This is a genomic window from Cystobacter fuscus, assembly GCF_044360685.1.
Classification (GTDB): Bacteria; Myxococcota; Myxococcia; order Myxococcales; family Myxococcaceae; genus Cystobacter; species Cystobacter fuscus_C.
Map to the genome: position 1 here is coordinate 4,663,156 of NZ_CP043491.1, position 15,258 is coordinate 4,678,413.

Here is a 15,258-nt window from a genome sequence, read left to right on the forward strand (position 1 = left end):
AGGAGCGATGACCCCCCCTACCGACCCCTATCAGGCCGTCACCCACCCCGACCCCTACCCGTACTATACGAGCCTGTGTGCTCGAGGCGGTCTGCAACGCATCGCGGGCTTCGAGCCCTGGATCGCGGCGGATGCCGCCACGGTGCGCGCCGTGCTCACGAGCGAGGCCTGCCGGGTGCGTCCCCGGGCGGAGCCCGTCCCGCCGCACCTGACCGGCACCCCGGCTGGCGCGCTCTTCGGGCGGCTCGTGCGGATGAACGACGGAGCGCCCTCCGCTGCCGTGAAACAAGCCCTGGCGTCCGCGCTTCCGACGGTGATGCGGAGCGTGGATGCGGAAAGCCGCCGTTGGTCGGCCCGGCTCTTCTCCGAGCCTCGCCTGTCGCTCGTGCCGGAGAAGGCGCTTCAGTTTCCCGTGTTCGTGCTCGGCTCTCTGCTTGGGTTCCCGGAGGACTCCCTGGAGGAGTGCGTGAGGGAGGTGGATGCGTACGTCCGTTCGGTGACTCAACCGGAGGCGCGCACCGGGGGAGCCCTGGGCGCTGCGCGGCTCGTCGAGCGTGTGACGGCCTGTCTCCAGGCGAAGCCCCGCGCACCGGACCTGCTCGGCGCCTTCGCCGCGCGGGTGCGCGAAGGAGGCGGTCCGCCGGAGGCACTGGTTCCCAACGCGGTGGGGCTCCTCACCCAGGCGTATGAGGCGACCGCCGGCCTGCTGGGGGCCGCGTTGCTCGCCTTCGCCCGGATGCCCGCGCTGAGGGAACAGCTCGAACGGGGCGAGTGCTCCATCGACGACGTGGTCCGGGAGGCGGCGCGCCACGAGTCTCCCATCCAGAACACCCGACGCTTCGTCCACGCGCGCGCGGCCGTCGCGAATCAGGAGTTGGAAGCGGGGGCGACGGTGATCGTCGTGCTCGCCGCCGCGAACCGCGATCCCCGGGTGAATCCCCAGCCCGATGCGTTCCTCCCACGCCGCCCCGATCGCCAGACCTTCACCTTCGGCCTGGGCGCCCATGTCTGTCCGGGCCAGGAACTCGCGGTGACGATGGTGTCCGCGGCGGTGGAGTGCATCCTCGCGAGTGGTCTGGAACTCACCCCGCTGTCGAAGTCCATCACCTGGCGCGCATCCACCAATGCTCGCATCCTGGGAGGTCTACAATGATTGCCGTCATTTTCGAGGTCTGGCCCCACGAGGAGCACCGCCAGCGGTATCTCGATCTCGCCGCGGCCTTGCGGCCCCTGCTGTCGGACATCGACGGGTTCATCTCCATCGAGCGCTTCCAGAGCCTCGGGGAGCCCGGCAAATTGCTGTCGCTGTCCTACTGGCGCGACGAGGCGGCGGTGGCGGAATGGCGGCGCCAGCAAGCCCATCGGGAAGCCCAGGGCGAGGGCCGGGGAGGCGTGTTCCGCGACTACCGTTTGTGCGTGGCCCATGTCGTCAGGGATTATGGCTTGAAGGACAGGGTGGACGCGCCCACCGATAGCCGCACCGTGCATGGCTGACCACGCCCGGGAGCGGCAGCTATGACTTCCGGCACATGCGCTCTGGAGTCGAATGGCATACAGTTCGTGGCATTACCGGGGCTCACCTGCTGGAGACCGCATCCATGCGCATACTCGGATCGATTGTCGTTGGAATGGTCACGTTGCTCGGCTCATCGGCTCATGCCGATCCGCCCGTTCTCGGAGGCCCCCAGGCTGTCTGGCAGGGCTGCACGTACTCAATCAGCTCGCAAGCATACACCGAGCCGAGTACGGATCCTCGGGATCCCTACGGCACCGTGACTCGTTACAAGATCGTCGTTCAGCGTGAGAGCACTCCGTCCAACACGTGCCTGTTGGCACCCACCCTCCAGGAGCTGGCGACCTCCGAGTACGAGCCACAGGTGGCGATCGCGGCCAACTCCGCGGGACTCGTGGCTGCTTATTCCTGGGCAACGTATGTCCGATTCGTGGGCGCATGGCGCCGCGTCAGCATTCATGCCCTGAGCCCGAGCCCGGTGGAGCCGCTGCGGTTGGACACCACGAGGAAGTCGACCGTGTTGGGAAGCTTCCACGCGGCTCCGGGTGAAGCCGGGTTCCCCGGCACCACCTCCCTGGGAGAACTCATCCTTTACCCTTCCCATCTCCAGGTGCATGGCCCCCTGAGCGGCAACTGGCTCTCCGTGGAGCCAGGCCCCCAGACTCCACCCTCCGCGCTTCTGCAGGGCAACCACTTCGTCGCCATCTACCCTGATTTCTTCGGCACGGCCCAGCAAGCGCCCATCCTCGACGTCTATACCCAGTACAGCCCCTGAGAGGACGGCGGGCGGCGTGGGTCCGTGAGCACCTGTTGCTCGGGGTTCAACATCAGGTGCTGCGGACCTACAAAGTTCACTTGAATCCAACCCCGGAAACCGGGAAAGAGGCGGTCGCAAAGGAGCGACTCACCTCAATGAACCTTCGTCACCCGCCCGTTGTCGTTCGCCGTACCGGACTGGCCGTGGTCTTAGCCGCCGTCGTTGCTTGTGGAGTGAAGACGGAGAACGATCCCGAACCCCAAACGCGAACCGCCGCGCTCACCGCGGGCACCCGGCTCATCGGCGTGCAGTCCGGCCGCTGCCTCGACGTGGCCCAGAACAGCCAGACGCCGGGGCAAGGGCTCAACATCTATGACTGCCACGGGGAGGCGAACCAGCGGTTCCTGTTCACGCCCGAGGGCGAGCTGCGCGTGTTCGACGGCGCCTGGTGCGTCCAGCCCGCGACCGCCAGCGCCGGGGCACGGGCGGTCATCGGCGCCTGCACCGGGGCGGCGAACCAGCGGTGGGTCCGCAACGCCAACGGCGCGGTGATCCATACGCCGTCCTCGCTGTGCCTCGACGTGTCCGACCAGGCCACCACCAACAGCTCGCCGGTGATCCTCTGGACTTGCAACGCCCAGACGAACCAGCAGTGGTCGCTGCCGCCCGATGCCCAGCCCCCCACCGTGCCCACCGGGCTCACCCTGTCCAATGTGACGTGCAACTCGGCCACGCTCTCGTGGTCCCCGTCCACGGACAACGAGGGGGTCGCCTTCTACGACGTCTACCACGACGGCCAGCTCATGAAGAGCGTCTCCGGAGCCACGGTGTCGACCGTTCTGACCGTGGTCCCCGGCGCGACCTGGGGCCTGTACGTGAACGCGCGGGATGCGGCGGGCAATGTCTCTCAAGGCAGTGCCACGCTTTCCATCACCCCGCCGCCGTGCCAGGTGGACACCCAGCCTCCCAGCGTCCCGGCCGGCGTCACCGCCACCGCCTTGGGCACCAGCGTGACCGTGAGCTGGAGCGCGTCGACCGACAACCTGGGCGTGAGCGCGTACGACGTGTTCCGAGGGGGCGTGAAGATCGGGACCGTGTCCGGCTCGCCGCCCGGGACGTCTTTCGTCGACAGCGGCCTCTCTCCGAACACGAGCTACGCCTATGCCGTGCTCGCCCGCGACGCCCAGGGCAATGCCTCGGCCCAGAGTCCGGCCGTGACGGTCATTACCGGCCAGGCTTGCACGAACGCCGTCTGCTCCGTCATCCAGGTCGCCACCGACACGGATATCCCGTGGGGACTGGTGAACCTGCCGGACGGCTCGGTGCTCTACGGCCGCAGAGACGCGCAGAACATCGTTCGCCTGGATCCGGCGACGGGCCAGAAGACGTCGGTGGGAACCATCCCCAACGTGCAGAGCACCGACGGCGAGGGCGGACTGATGGGGCTGGCCCTCTCTCCCACCTTCTCCAGCGACCGCTGGCTGTACGTGATGCACACCTCCCCGACCGACAACCGCATCGTGCGCCTGCGGTACGAGAACGGTGCCCTCGACACCACCTCGCTCCAGGTGCTGCTCCAGGGCATTGGCCGCAACAAGTTCCACAACGGCGGGCGCCTGCGCTTTGGGCCGGATGGGAAGCTCTACGCGGCGACCGGGGATGCCCAGAACGGCGCCTACGCGCAGGACATCAACAACCTGGCCGGCAAGGTGTTGCGGCTCAATCCCGATGGCGGCGTTCCGTCCGACAACCCCTTCGGCAATTACGTGTGGAGCTACGGCCACCGCAACCCGCAGGGGCTGGCCTTCGATTCCCAGGGGCGCCTTTGGGAACAGGAGTTCGGCAACTCCGTGATGGACGAGACCAACCTCATCCAGAAGGGCGGCAACTACGGCTGGCCGAACTGTGAGGGGACGGTGTCCCAGGGCGGCTCGGGCTGCGCGACGGCCGGGTACATCGCCCCGAAGCGGACCTACTCCACGGCGGAAGGCTCCTGCTCCGGCATCGCGGTGGTCCGCGACGTCCTCTACGTGGCCTGTGCCCGCGGCTCGCGCCTCTACCGCGAGGTCATCAGTGGCTCCAGCTTGACCAACGTGCAGCAGTTCTTCGTCGGCACCTACGGCCGGCTGCGTACCGTCGAGCCCACCCTCGACGGCAACCTGTGGCTGACCACCACCAACCAGGGTGACAAGGACAGCATCCCCGACAACAGCAACGAGAAGATCTTCCGCGTTCTTCTCGGGCCGTAGGGCACGTCCCAGGCCCCCGGCGCCCTGGCGGCGCCTGGGGCCATCCCCCGCGAACGATTGGATTCATCGCCGAGGCGCTGTCCGAGGATGGCGCATCAGGGAGAGACAATAGACCAGCTCGCGCCGTTGATTATTCCGACATCCACATTGTCGAGTTGTTGGAAGGCCGCCTTGCTGAGTTCGAGCTTGTTTGGGGCGCACCCCGGGCACTTGTCCTTCACGGGCACCTTGATGGACTTCCCTTTATACGAGACAAGGACCCACTGCTTGCAGAGAGGGTCTTTGTTGCTATTTCTGGCTGTCCAGTATTGAGCGGGGACGGCTGCGAGAAGCTCCGTGGCGGCATTGAGCTGGGTGCCGCAAGCGCCATAGCCAGCAGCATCGTACCAGCTCAATTTCCCATTCCCCTTGAAGCTCACGCTGGCGGTGGCGGCGACGGCCGCCGTGGCGGTCAAGGTGATGAGCACTGCTGCGAATCGCTTTTTCATGAGGGCCTCCTTTCTGGATGGTTTTTCCTCCGGGTCCTCGAGCCGCTTCAATCCCCGCCACCGCCGCAGCCCCCGCAGCCACCGCCGCAACTGCTCGAGCTGCCGCAACTGCTCGAGCTGCCGCAACTGCTCCCGCCATCCCCTCCGGATCCTCCGCCACCTCCCGACGGGGCGGGGGGCATCAGGTAGTCGCGCAAGGGATGGATGTCGAGGAGCGCGATCGCGCCCACGCCGAAAAGACCCATGGCCAGGGCCATGTCGCGCGGGCGCATCGTCTCGGCACTGCCTCCGGAAGATGCGGTGAGCCGCAGGGACTCATGCCGCTCGCGGAGCATCGCCAGCGCCTTCTGCCCTCGGACGGTGAGCCGGTGGTGCCTGCTCAGGAAGAACAGCCCGCACACTCCCAGCAGGAGCAGCATCACGAGCAGCTCCACGGGCTTTTGGCGAATCAGTCCCACCAGCACCTTCATCGCCCCGATGCCGAGCACCGCGCCGAAGAACCATTGGGGGTATTGGGTGTACCAGGTGTCCTGCTCGGACGTGCGCAGGAAGCCCCGCTTGCGCAGGGACTCCTCGAGCCGGGAGAACTCCGTCCGCGCCGCCGCGCGCAGCGCCTCGAGCGAGCCCTGGCCCGCGGCCACCGTGGCATGCACGGCGCGCTCGAACCCCGAAGCCCCCGTGGGCAGGGCGTTGGCGACGCTCAATTCCGCGTCCTCGAAACGCAGGGCACCACCGTGCACGAGCGCCACCACGGCTGCCTTCACCGTCGCGTCCTCGCCCTGCAGCGCGGCCACCTGGTAGGGGTCCATGTCCAGCTCGACCACGGTGGGGGCGTTTCCCGGTTGGTTGAGCCATTTCTTCCAGAACACCGTCCCCACGAAGGAGAGAAAGAGGAACGGTCCATACAGGGTGAGGAACTGCGGCCCATTCCAATCCAGCGGATCCATCGATCGCTCCTGGGCACTCCCCCTGGTTCTGGCACTCCGCCTGAATGGGGGTAGCGCGTGCCCTCACTCTACATCGGGCCCTCGTGACGTCGCCGTGACATTGCCGGGACACTCCCGTGAGGAGCTCGAAGCCGCGGACCCCCTCGCGCGGACGCGGTGCTGACACGCCTGCCGGAGACCCTCGCTCACGCCGCCACTTTCAGCCTGGGCTCCGCGGAGACCACGGGAGAGAGGGAACTGCGAGGAGAACCGCCGCGCTCGGCGTCATCCCCCACGCGGAAGAAGGACATCAGCCGCTGCAACGCCTCCGCCTGCGCCGACAGCTCCTCCGCCGTGGACGCCAGTTCCTCGGAGGCTGACGCATTGCGCTGCGTCACCTGGTCCACGAGCCCCATCGCCTTGTTGAGCTGCACCACCCCGTCGGCCTGCTCCACCGACGCCGCCACCACCTCCTGCACCAGGTCCGCCGTCTTGCGGATGGAGGGCACGAGCCCATCCAGCAACCGCCCCGAGCGCGCCGCCACCTCCTCACTGCCAGAGGCCAGCCCCGAAATCTCCCGTGCCGCCGTCCGGCTGCGCTCGGCCAGCCTGCGCACCTCCGAGGCCACCACCGCGAAGCCCTTGCCGTGCACTCCCGCCCTCGCCGCCTCGATGGCCGCATTGAGCGCCAGCAGGTTCGTCTGGTAGGCGATCTCCTCGATGATGGAGATCTTCTCCGCGATGGAGCCCATCGCCTCCACCGTCTCCTTCACCACCTTGCCGCTCTCCTCCGCGTCCCGCGCGCCCTGCACGGCCATCTGCTCCATCCGCCGGCCGTGGTCGCGGTTCTGGGTGATGCTGGCCGTCATCTGCTCCAGGCTGGAGCTGGTCTCCTCCACGCTGCTGGCCTGCTCGCTGGTGCCCTGCGACAGGTTTTGCGAGGAGAGCGACACCTGTGCCGACGCCGAGGCCAACGCGTTGGCTCCCTCGCGTACCTCGCCGATGACCTGGGCCAGCTTGCGCACCATGCGCTCCAGGGCCATCAGCAGCCGGCCTGTCTCGTCCCGCGCGCCCGAGGCGATGTGCACGGTGAAGTCCCCCTCGGCGAGGCGATCCGCCACCCTTACCGCTTGTCCCAGTGGCTCGGAGATCGCCCGGGCGACGAAGAAGCAGAACAGCAGGCACACGGCGAGGCTGCCTCCCAGGACTCCGAGGATCCACTTGCGTGCGTCCTCGTGAGTGACGTTCGAGTTTCCCACCGCCTTCTGGCTGGCCTTGTAGTTGATGTCTCTCAACTCCCGAAGCTGGGTGTTCACGGCGTAGAAGCTGTGGTGCGAGTCATTGGTGATGAGTTCCAGCGCCTCGGAAAACCGCTTCGACCTCGAGAGTTCGAGGCTCTTGCCGTGATCGATCAGGTAGTCCTTCCAGAGTCTCCTGAACTCCTCGAGCGCGAGACGCTCCTCCTCGGAGGAGCCGTGCGACTCGATCCGCGTGAGGCTTTGCTCGAGCTTCTCGAGGTCGTCACGCATCCGCCGCTCGTAATCGCGTTGGATCGCTTTGTCCCGAGCGAGGCAGTGCAAGAGTTCGGCACGGCGGAAGCTCGCCGCGCGATCGGTCACGTCGGCGAGAAGCATGATGCTCGGCAGCCGTTCCAGGGACACCTCATCGGACGCACCACGCATGGCATCCATCCGCGCGAGGGCGAAGAGGCCCTGGAAGGTGGAAAACCCCAGCAAGACGAGGAAGGCGACGAGGAGCTTCGAGGAGATACTCAGGTCGTGGAACCAGCGCATGGAAGGGGAGCGTGCTCCATTCTTCCAGACGGGACCAGGACGAGCGCCCGTTTGGGAGACGCCACGGGCGCGGAGTGAGTGGCCACTGGGACCCCCAGCGAGGAGCACCATGACCCGCGACGAGGGCGAGAAGAAGTAGTGGCCCCTGAGCGCGCGTGTGCTGAGAGCGCCCTATGGCCAGGTCAGGACGAGGCCCACGCCGCTGGGGGCGGGCGCCAGCCGGGCGGTGAGCCTCGAGTTGATGTTGGAGTTGAGCACCCACAGCACGGTGTCGAAGAGCAGCAGGAAGCCGCCCTGCAGCAGCAGGCTCTTGCCCCAGCCACGCAGCCGCGCCGAGTCCGTGCGATAGCCGCGCTCCAGGAGCAGGCCCCCGAAGGCGATGTAGCCCACGTCCAGTCCGGCGTTGAGCAGCAGGAGCTTCTCCATCTTCTGCCCCTCGGAGAGGCTGCGCGCCAGGTCCCAGGACCCCGGAGAAGCCGTGGCCTGCCCGTGGAGACTGAAGCCCGCGATGGCCAGGTTCACCACGTTCCAAGCCGCGTTGGCCTGCCAGAAGGCCCGCGTCTCATCCTTGGTGACGAAGTGTCCCGCCGTGCCGGTGCCGATGTTGAGCACGGCCCAGCCGAGCAGAACCGTCATGGCCGTTTGATTCATCCGCGCCGCTTCCCTGTTGTGCGTGGCGAGGAAGGACTCGGGAGACGTCGCTTCCGCCGCCTGGGCCGCGAAGGACAGACAGAGAAGGAACACGAGGACGAGTCCTGTGCGGCGAGGGGGTGAGTCGATCATGGACGGCTCCGGAGTCGAGGGGAGTGCCCGGATTCTTCACCGCCCTCCATGTCTCGTGGTGGGAGGGAGCGCCGGAGTGCCCGGTTCCATACAGCGGCCCGTGACCCGAGGCTCGCCAATCTCCAGCGAGCGGCGACGCTGCCGTGGACGGACGGGGGGGCGTTGCGCCGTCCGCGAAGCTTCCGAGCCCTGGCCCGTGCTGGTGGAGCGGTGCTTCAGTGGAGAGCGATGAGCGGGAGTGTGCCCGTAGAGGCTGTGAGGGGACCGAGCTGCCAGGCTTTGTCTGTACTCTCACCGCATAGGGGCTGTGTCCGCTTCCGGTTTCGCCTCACCGTGGCCGCCTACGGTGCCGCGTGGCACGCTCGCGGCGGGGACTCGCGGTGCTCCGCCGAGGGCATGCCCGTGAGGCGGCAGGGCAGCAGCACGCGGGTGGGGACGGCATGCACGGTGCTCACCCCATCCCCGATCTTCGAGAAGGCGTTGCTTCCCCAGCTGAGCGCCGTGCCGTCGACGAGCATCGCCAGGGAGTTTCCATCGCCGGCCGCGAGGGCCACCGCCCGGCCCTTCACACCCGTGACCTGAGCGGGCACGGCCCGGGGCTCCACCGTGCCATCCGCGAGCTGGCCGAACTGGTTGTCGCCCCAGGCCCAGACGGTGCCGTCCGTGCGCAGCGCCAGCGTGTGCCAGTCACCGGCCGCGAGAGCCGATACGTCCGTCAGGCCCTCCACCCGCGCCGGTGTCGGCCGGATGTAGTACGTGGAGTCCCAGAGATGGCCATCGCCGACCTGGCCCTGCCGGTTGTAGCCCCAGGCCCAGACGGTGCCGTCCGCGCGCAGCGCCATCGTGTGGAAGGCGCCACTCGCGATGGCCACGACGTTCGTCAAACCCGGCACCTGGAAGGGGGTGAGCCGGCCGAGCCGTGTTCCATCCCCGAGCTGGCCGAACTGGTTGTCGCCCCAGGCCCACAGGGTGCCGTCCTGGCGCAGCGCGAAGGAGTGCATGCTCCCGGTCGCGACAGCCACCACGTTCGTCAGGCCCGGCACCTGGATGGGGGCTGGTTGGCGCAGCTTCGTGCCATTGCCGACCTAGCCGGAGAAGTTCTCGCCCCAGGCCCACACGGTGCCATCCGCGCGCATTGCCAGGACATGTCCCGAGGCACTATCGGGGGCCACGGAGAGGGCCGTGATGCGGGTCAGGCCGGGCACCGGACCGGGGGTTCTCCGGGGGGTGTTCGTCCCGTCTCCGAACAGGCCGTACGAGCCCCAGGCCCAGACGGTGCCGTCCGCACGCAGCGCGAAGGAGTAGTCGAGCCCGAGGGAGACGGCCACCGCGTCCGAGAGGCCCGACACCCGAGTGGGCTCGGTGCGCGTCTCCGTCGTTCCATCGCCGAGCTGGCCGCGGTGGTTCGAGCCCCAGGCCCACAGCGAGCCATCCGCGAGCACCGCCAGGGCGTGGTCTCTGCTGAATGCGACGGACACCTCGCTCCCCAGGTCCTTCAGTGGCACGGGGACGGTCCGCAGGTTCGAGCCCGTCCCCAGCTGGCCGAACAGGTTGTTACCCCAGCCCCACAGCGTCCCGTTCCGGCGCAGTGCCAGGGCATGGCGACTGCCCGCCGCGATGGCCACCACGCCCTTGAGGTCCTGGACCTGGGCCGGGGTGGTCTGGAGGCCCGACGTTCCACCGCCCCCCATCAGGCCGTTCCTCCTGTCGCCCCAGGCCCAGACGGTGCCATCGCGGCGCAGCGCCAGCGAAATCAGGCCGTTCCCCGAGATGCTCACCACGTTCGTCAGGCCCTGGACCCGCACCGGGGTGGAGCGCTGCTGGTTCGTCCCATCCCCGAGCTGGCCGTACTGGTTGTCGCCCCAGGCCCAGACGGTGCCATCGCGGCGCAGCGCCAGGCTGTGTCCGGTTTCGTTGATCGCGCCCGAGGAGATGCCACCCGCCGCGATGGCCACGACGTCCGTGAGGGCCGTGACCTGCGCGACCGTCACGCGGCTCACGGTGGTCCCGTCACCGAGTTGGCCGGTCTGGTTGCTACCCCAGGCCCAGACGGTGCCATCCGCGCGCAGTGCCAGACGGTGCGAGGGGCTGGTCGCGATGGTCGCGATGTCCGTGAGGCCGGGGATGTGGGTGGGCTCGAGGAGGAAGACGCCCCCGGCTGCGCCGAGCTGGCCGTACTGGTTGTCGCCCCAGGCCCAGACGGTGCCGTCCCGGCGCAGCGCCAGGGAATGGGACTCGGACGCCGCGATGGCGGCCACGTTCGTCAGTGACGGAAGCTGCTGGGGCGTTGAATGCCCCTCCCACAGCTCGCCCATTCCGAGCTGGCCGTACTGGTTGTCGCCCCAGGTCCAGACGGTGCCATCGCGGCGCAGCGCCAGGCTGTGGAGATCGCCATTGGCGACAGCCTCGACGTCCTGGAGCCCAGGTACCCGGATGGGCGTGGGACGTGCATTGCCCGTTCCATCCCCGAGCTGACCGGACCGGTTGTCGCCCCAGGACCAGAGGGCGCCGTCCGCGCCCACCGCGAGGGAGTGTGCCTGATGGGTTGCGAGCTTGTTTCCCGCGGCCGCATCCCAGGCGCTCCCGGGGAAGGGCACGTCGTCGGCGCTCGCGCTTCCGGCCCACAGCAGGGCGCCGAGCAGCGATATCCACTGGGCCCCCGCATGGTTTGCTCTTCGTTGCATGTCATCCTCACTCGAGTCGACTCGGGTTCGAGGCAACACGAGGCCTGGACGGCCTTTACCGTCTGTGTCGACCTGGACTGGGCCCGTGCGCCGCTGGCCGCCTTAGCAGGGGCCGTGCCAGGGCGGGCGAGCAGGTAAGCCCTCGCAATCCTTGAGCACGGCCCGCGAGCGTCCCGCGCGGGATGACGTTTTTCGTCTCGGGGTGACCGTTCACGGCAGTGGGCCGTTGAAACGCGAAAGGCCCCAGGTCCGGGACTCAGGCGAAGCGCTCCTTGAAGCGCCGCTCGCCCTCCGCGGTCCCGATGAGGATGAGCTCGGCGCCCCTGGGGATGGGCTGGCTCGGGTCGGGGTTCACCACCGTCTGCTCCGGCATCTCCAGCGCGATGACGCTGCAGCCCGTCTCCTCGCGGATGCGCGTGTCGCGCAGCGAGCGGCCGATGACCTTCGCCGAGGCGGGTAGCGGAAGACGTCCAGCCCCTCGGCCAGCATCACGACGTCTCCCTGCTCCAGAAGAACTGGATGAAGGTGAAGGACAGCAGGACCGGCCAGACCCGGCGCACAGCCAGGTCCCGCGGAGGGGCCTCGCGTTCGTTCCGTCCAAGAGCACCGAAAGATCCGCCGACCCGTGCGCAAGCGGCGCCCTTCCCGCATGGCGAGAGACGGGAATAGATGCAACCTGGTTGCCCAAACATTTCCCCCTGGAGTCAATCATGTTCATCCGTCCGTCCGCCTCCTTGTTCGCCGCCATCGCCTGTTCACTTGTGTTTCTCGGATGCGGAGGAAGGTTCTTGAAATCGCCGGAAGGTCCCGAGGCTGTTCCCCTGGCCAGGCAGGCGCCCGCCACCCACGCCCCGCTGGCCGACGCCGCCAGGGCCCTGGCGGGGACGTGGCGCTGTAACGGAGCGATCTACGGGGGCGATGGAGCGGCCAGCCCAAGCAAGGTCACCCTCAACGTCAGCCTTGGCCTCGACAAGGCATGGTTGCAGACCGAGTTCGTGGTGTCGTCCGGCAAGTACAAGTACAACTTCAACTCGTACCGCACGTTCGACACCTCATCGAGCAAGTGGGTGAACGTCATCGTCGACAACCTGGGCGGTCACGCCGTGTCTTCGTCCACGGATGGTGTCATCTGGACCGGTGAGTCGAGCGGCCCCATGGGCAAGATGGAGATCAGGGACACCGAGACCCTCGTATCGCCAGGCGAGGTGAACATGCTCGGCCAGTACTCGCTGGATGGCAGGAATTGGAGCACTGGCTACGAGCTGTCCTGTAAGAGGTGAGCAACCGAGCAGCTCGTGCCGCGTCGCCGGCGAGTGGGTCCGGGCACTCATCCGCCGTGTCCTCACCGCGCGTGCGCGTCGAGCGGGCCTGAGCCCCGGGGGACACGGGCTCAGACCTGGGCCATGCCGCCGTCGACGAAGAGCTCGATGCCGTTGACGTAGCTGCTGTCATCCGAGGCGAGGAACGTCGGTCCCCACCCTGAGCATCAACGAACGGGAAGGGCAGGACACCTTTGAGTACCTGTCGGAGCATGTTCGGAATCCCTTCTCCATGAGGATGGCGTCCTGAAAGGGAGACACCATCCCCGGTGGGATTCGAACCCGTGAAAAGCAGAGGTGGTGCGCCACCGGGTGCTGCTCCCCCAGGTTTCTAGGCGAGGCCTTCGAGCACCCGGGACCAGTGCTCGCGCATCGCCTCGCGCGCCTTCGCGTCCGGCAGCTTCTCCATGTGCACGTGGAGGGCGGCGCCTCGTGCCTTCGGCACCACGGTGAGCTGCAGTGTCGCGGGTTTCTTCCAGCCGTCTGGCTGCCAGGTCATGCGGATGCGCTGCCCAGGCTTCACCACCCGGACCTCGCCGCGTACACCGGGGGATCCACGGCGCTTGGGAACTTCGTAGCCCGCTCCCGGCTCGGGCGTCAGCTTCGCGCCGGCACCGAGCCACCGCTCCGCCTGGGTGGCGATCCGCTCCCACAGTTCATCGGCACGCAGCGGCAGCGTGCGCACGACGCCCACCTGGAAGCCCGTGGCCGCCGTCTCGCCCACGACCCGCTTGCCGCGGGCCTGCTCGTACGCCACGGCAATGGACTGCTGCCACCACGTGGACTCCACCTCCCGGGCCAGGTGGACGACGAGCTGCTTGTGGTTCAGCTCGCCCGCACCCGCCGCGTCCAGCGCGCGCATCCACCCCTTCCAGTCCCGCCCGGTCGCCTCCTTCACGGCGCTGTCCGTCACGCGGTCGGTGATGAGCGCCTTCTTCTTCACGGCCGGGGGCTTCTTCCCACGCGCGGCAATCTCCGCGAGCCGCGCCTGCACCAACGTCTTCACCAGCTTCGCCGGAAGCGGCTTGTCGGGCGGGAAGGTCACGCCGCTCTTCGACGTGGTGTAGCCGTCCAGCTGCTCCTTCAGCGCCGGCACCACGCCGCCGCTGAAGGGGTAGTAGCCGCAGTGGGTCTTGAAGAAGGCGAAGCCAGCCACGGCGTTTCCGTCCACCTTGAAGGTGGGCATCCGGTAGCTGAGGGTCTCGACCGCTCCGGGAAGCAGCTTGCGGAGCTGCATGCGCAGCGCCCCCAGCGTCTTCTTCGCCGCCGGGTTCTCCAGTCCCGCCAGGTATGCGTCGATGGGTTGCGGACTTCTACGCTTCGTCGCCATGGTTTTCGTCCCCCGGGTGTTCCCGGAACGGATTGTCCCCATCCAGAGCCTCCAGCGCCACCGCGGCGTAGCGTGATCAGGCTGATGGCGCGGAGCCAGGCTTCTGAGGGGCTACACCACGGAGTTGCCGCGCACGAACGGAACCACTCCCGCGGCCTGGTGGAGCCGAGGCGTCTGCCCGAGTGTCCGCAGCCGGTCGTGCGCGATGACGATCAGCAGCGTGTAGAAACCGACGGACACCAGCACGTGCCACCACGCGTGGAGCTGCGGGTTGGGAATCCCCAGCGAAGGCAGCGTCTGATTCAGCGTGGAGCAGAACCTGATGTCGCTGAGCCACACGGCGATGGCGATCGCATACGAACCCATGCCGATCCGGAACAACCGCCGCGCTCGTGCATCCTGGCTCCGGCGGTGGATGAGGTAGACGCTCACCAGCGAGAAGCCCTCGAGTACGATGAAGCTCGCCTGGAAGAGGTAGAACTGGACGCGTCCTCGCGTGAACGCCGACAGGTACGTCGTCAGCAGCGCGTAACCGAGCAGGGCCCAGGGGAACCACCGTCCGAGCCTTCGCTCGGGACGGTTCTCCACCAGGATGTAGACCATCACGCTGGCCAGATAGAGCATCGGCAGCTCGTCCATCATCTGGTATTGGAAGAGGAGCGTCGCATGAAACGCGATACTTCCCAGCCCCACCACGCTCACGAGAGCGAAGGCCAGGAAGAACCGGCGCTCCAGCACCCGGCGGTGCAGCAGGAAGCCCAGCACTCCCGCCAGCACCATCGCCAGACTGGAAGCCGAGTTGAACAGCTCGCTGACATAGGAGAGGTGCTCGTAGTTCGTCTCGCACCAGTCGACCGTCGCGGTGTTCGTTCCCCAAAAGCCCGTGTTCGCTGTCGGCATAGGGGAACGGAACCTAGTCCTCCGTGGTCGCGAGCGCGAGTTCACGAGGAGATGCACGGCCGGCGGGATCTTCGAGCACTCAGGCTTCCGCGTCACCGTCGCGGACGCGGAGACGTCCCCGGGGTACTCGAGGACGTCCGCGCGTTCTTCAATACCCGTGCCGGAGGGGCACGCTGTGTCGACGACTCAAGGACAAACGCAGGTGCCCGTACACGCGTATTCACGCCAGCACGAGGAGCCGCCACATGAGGCGGCGCACTGCGTCTGCGTGCTGTAGAAGTTCTGGAAGTTGCACGTCCACTTCAACGGGCAGATGCCCACCAGGGCCGTGCTCTGGTTGGCGTCCTGCTCCCCGGTGGAGGCCTGCTCCTCGACGGCGGCGGGCTCGGACGACGGGACCACCACGGCCTCGGTGCCACAACCCATCAGGCCGAGGATGAGGCCCGCGATGGAGACAGCGAGAAAGGACTTGATACGCATGGAGGATGCTCCTGGGTTCGTCTACGGAGGACTGCC

At 67.7% G+C, this 15,258-nt stretch carries 14 protein-coding genes and 1 pseudogene; 5 read left to right on the top strand and 10 right to left on the bottom strand.

What is annotated here, in order from left to right; translation table 11 throughout:
- Positions 1-7: 7 nt before the first annotated feature.
- The 4 genes from F0U63_RS19195 (at position 8) to F0U63_RS19210 (ending at position 4,519) form a co-directional block, all read left to right on the top strand.
- A complete protein-coding gene (locus F0U63_RS19195; RefSeq protein WP_395847378.1) occupies positions 8-1,153 on the top strand; it encodes a cytochrome P450 in 1,146 nt (381 codons plus the stop codon).
- Positions 1,150-1,494 carry an antibiotic biosynthesis monooxygenase family protein gene (locus tag F0U63_RS19200; protein WP_395847379.1) on the top strand — a complete coding sequence of 115 codons (345 nt, stop codon included), beginning with the start codon at positions 1,150-1,152 and terminating at the stop codon, positions 1,492-1,494. The genes F0U63_RS19195 and F0U63_RS19200 overlap by 4 nt, the downstream gene beginning before the upstream one ends.
- A 278-nt stretch (positions 1,495-1,772) precedes the next feature.
- The gene (locus F0U63_RS19205) at positions 1,773-2,288 is read left to right on the top strand and encodes a hypothetical protein (RefSeq protein ID WP_395847380.1); all 516 of its coding nucleotides are present in this window, start codon (positions 1,773-1,775) and stop codon (positions 2,286-2,288) included.
- 215 nt (positions 2,289-2,503) lie between these two features.
- Complete coding sequence (locus tag F0U63_RS19210; protein ID WP_395847381.1) at positions 2,504-4,519, top strand: PQQ-dependent sugar dehydrogenase; 2,016 nt, start codon at positions 2,504-2,506, stop codon at positions 4,517-4,519.
- Positions 4,520-4,614: 95 nt separating this feature from the next.
- Here F0U63_RS19210 and F0U63_RS19215 read toward each other — a convergent pair whose 3' ends face one another.
- The 7 genes and pseudogenes from F0U63_RS19215 to F0U63_RS19245 form a co-directional block, all read right to left on the bottom strand.
- Positions 4,615-5,007, bottom strand: a complete 393-nt coding sequence (locus F0U63_RS19215) for a cysteine/serine endopeptidase inhibitor (protein ID WP_395847382.1) — start codon at positions 5,005-5,007, stop codon at positions 4,615-4,617.
- Positions 5,008-5,054: 47 nt separating this feature from the next.
- Positions 5,055-5,954, bottom strand: coding sequence for a TIGR04222 domain-containing membrane protein (locus F0U63_RS19220; protein ID WP_395847383.1), 900 nt, complete (start codon positions 5,952-5,954; stop codon positions 5,055-5,057).
- Between the two features lie 185 nt (positions 5,955-6,139).
- Entirely contained in the window at positions 6,140-7,726 is a 1,587-nt protein-coding gene (locus F0U63_RS19225; protein WP_395847384.1) for a methyl-accepting chemotaxis protein, read from the bottom strand.
- Between the two features lie 171 nt (positions 7,727-7,897).
- Positions 7,898-8,470: a DUF6992 family protein gene (locus F0U63_RS19230; RefSeq protein WP_395847385.1), complete on the bottom strand. Its 573-nt coding sequence runs from the start codon at positions 8,468-8,470 to the stop codon at positions 7,898-7,900.
- Between the two features lie 380 nt (positions 8,471-8,850).
- Positions 8,851-9,579, bottom strand: a pseudogene (locus F0U63_RS19235) (RCC1 domain-containing protein); the annotation flags it as partial.
- Between the two features lie 15 nt (positions 9,580-9,594).
- Positions 9,595-11,193 (bottom strand): hypothetical protein, encoded by a 1,599-nt coding sequence (locus F0U63_RS19240; RefSeq protein ID WP_395847386.1) that lies wholly within the window; start codon positions 11,191-11,193, stop codon positions 9,595-9,597.
- A 256-nt stretch (positions 11,194-11,449) separates the two neighbouring features.
- On the bottom strand, positions 11,450-11,941 hold the full coding sequence (locus F0U63_RS19245) for a cation:proton antiporter regulatory subunit (RefSeq protein ID WP_395847387.1): 492 nt from the start codon (positions 11,939-11,941) through the stop codon (positions 11,450-11,452).
- A 40-nt stretch (positions 11,942-11,981) separates the two neighbouring features.
- On the opposite strand from F0U63_RS19245, the gene F0U63_RS19250 reads away from it, so the two are divergent.
- Positions 11,982-12,473, top strand: a complete 492-nt coding sequence (locus tag F0U63_RS19250) for a DUF1579 domain-containing protein (RefSeq protein ID WP_395847388.1) — start codon at positions 11,982-11,984, stop codon at positions 12,471-12,473.
- 370 nt (positions 12,474-12,843) lie between these two features.
- Here the strand turns inward: F0U63_RS19250 and F0U63_RS19255 are convergent, their stop codons facing one another.
- The 3 genes from F0U63_RS19255 to F0U63_RS19265 all read right to left on the bottom strand — a co-directional run bounded on the left by F0U63_RS19255 (position 12,844) and on the right by F0U63_RS19265 (position 15,222).
- A complete protein-coding gene (locus F0U63_RS19255; protein WP_395847389.1) occupies positions 12,844-13,842 on the bottom strand; it encodes an SRPBCC domain-containing protein in 999 nt (332 codons plus the stop codon).
- Positions 13,843-13,953: 111 nt separating this feature from the next.
- The gene (locus F0U63_RS19260; RefSeq protein ID WP_395847390.1) at positions 13,954-14,742 is read right to left on the bottom strand and encodes a ceramidase; all 789 of its coding nucleotides are present in this window, start codon (positions 14,740-14,742) and stop codon (positions 13,954-13,956) included.
- Positions 14,743-14,928: 186 nt separating this feature from the next.
- Positions 14,929-15,222 carry a hypothetical protein gene (locus F0U63_RS19265; protein WP_395847391.1) on the bottom strand — a complete coding sequence of 98 codons (294 nt, stop codon included), beginning with the start codon at positions 15,220-15,222 and terminating at the stop codon, positions 14,929-14,931.
- Positions 15,223-15,258 lie beyond the last annotated feature (36 nt).

Coding starts and splice junctions, on each gene's coding strand:
- F0U63_RS19200 (WP_395847379.1), top strand. CDS start 1,150: ATGATTGCCGTCATTTTCGAGGTCTGGCCCCACGAGGAGCACCGCCAG.
- F0U63_RS19255 (WP_395847389.1), bottom strand. CDS start 13,842: ATGGCGACGAAGCGTAGAAGTCCGCAACCCATCGACGCATACCTGGCG.
- F0U63_RS19220 (WP_395847383.1), bottom strand. CDS start 5,954: ATGGATCCGCTGGATTGGAATGGGCCGCAGTTCCTCACCCTGTATGGA.
- F0U63_RS19245 (WP_395847387.1), bottom strand. CDS start 11,941: ATGGCGGCGAACAAGGAGGCGGACGGACGGATGAACATGATTGACTCC.
- F0U63_RS19195 (WP_395847378.1), top strand. CDS start 8: ATGACCCCCCCTACCGACCCCTATCAGGCCGTCACCCACCCCGACCCC.
- F0U63_RS19225 (WP_395847384.1), bottom strand. CDS start 7,726: ATGCGCTGGTTCCACGACCTGAGTATCTCCTCGAAGCTCCTCGTCGCC.
- F0U63_RS19265 (WP_395847391.1), bottom strand. CDS start 15,222: ATGCGTATCAAGTCCTTTCTCGCTGTCTCCATCGCGGGCCTCATCCTC.
- F0U63_RS19215 (WP_395847382.1), bottom strand. CDS start 5,007: ATGAAAAAGCGATTCGCAGCAGTGCTCATCACCTTGACCGCCACGGCG.
- F0U63_RS19240 (WP_395847386.1), bottom strand. CDS start 11,193: ATGCAACGAAGAGCAAACCATGCGGGGGCCCAGTGGATATCGCTGCTC.
- F0U63_RS19260 (WP_395847390.1), bottom strand. CDS start 14,742: ATGCCGACAGCGAACACGGGCTTTTGGGGAACGAACACCGCGACGGTC.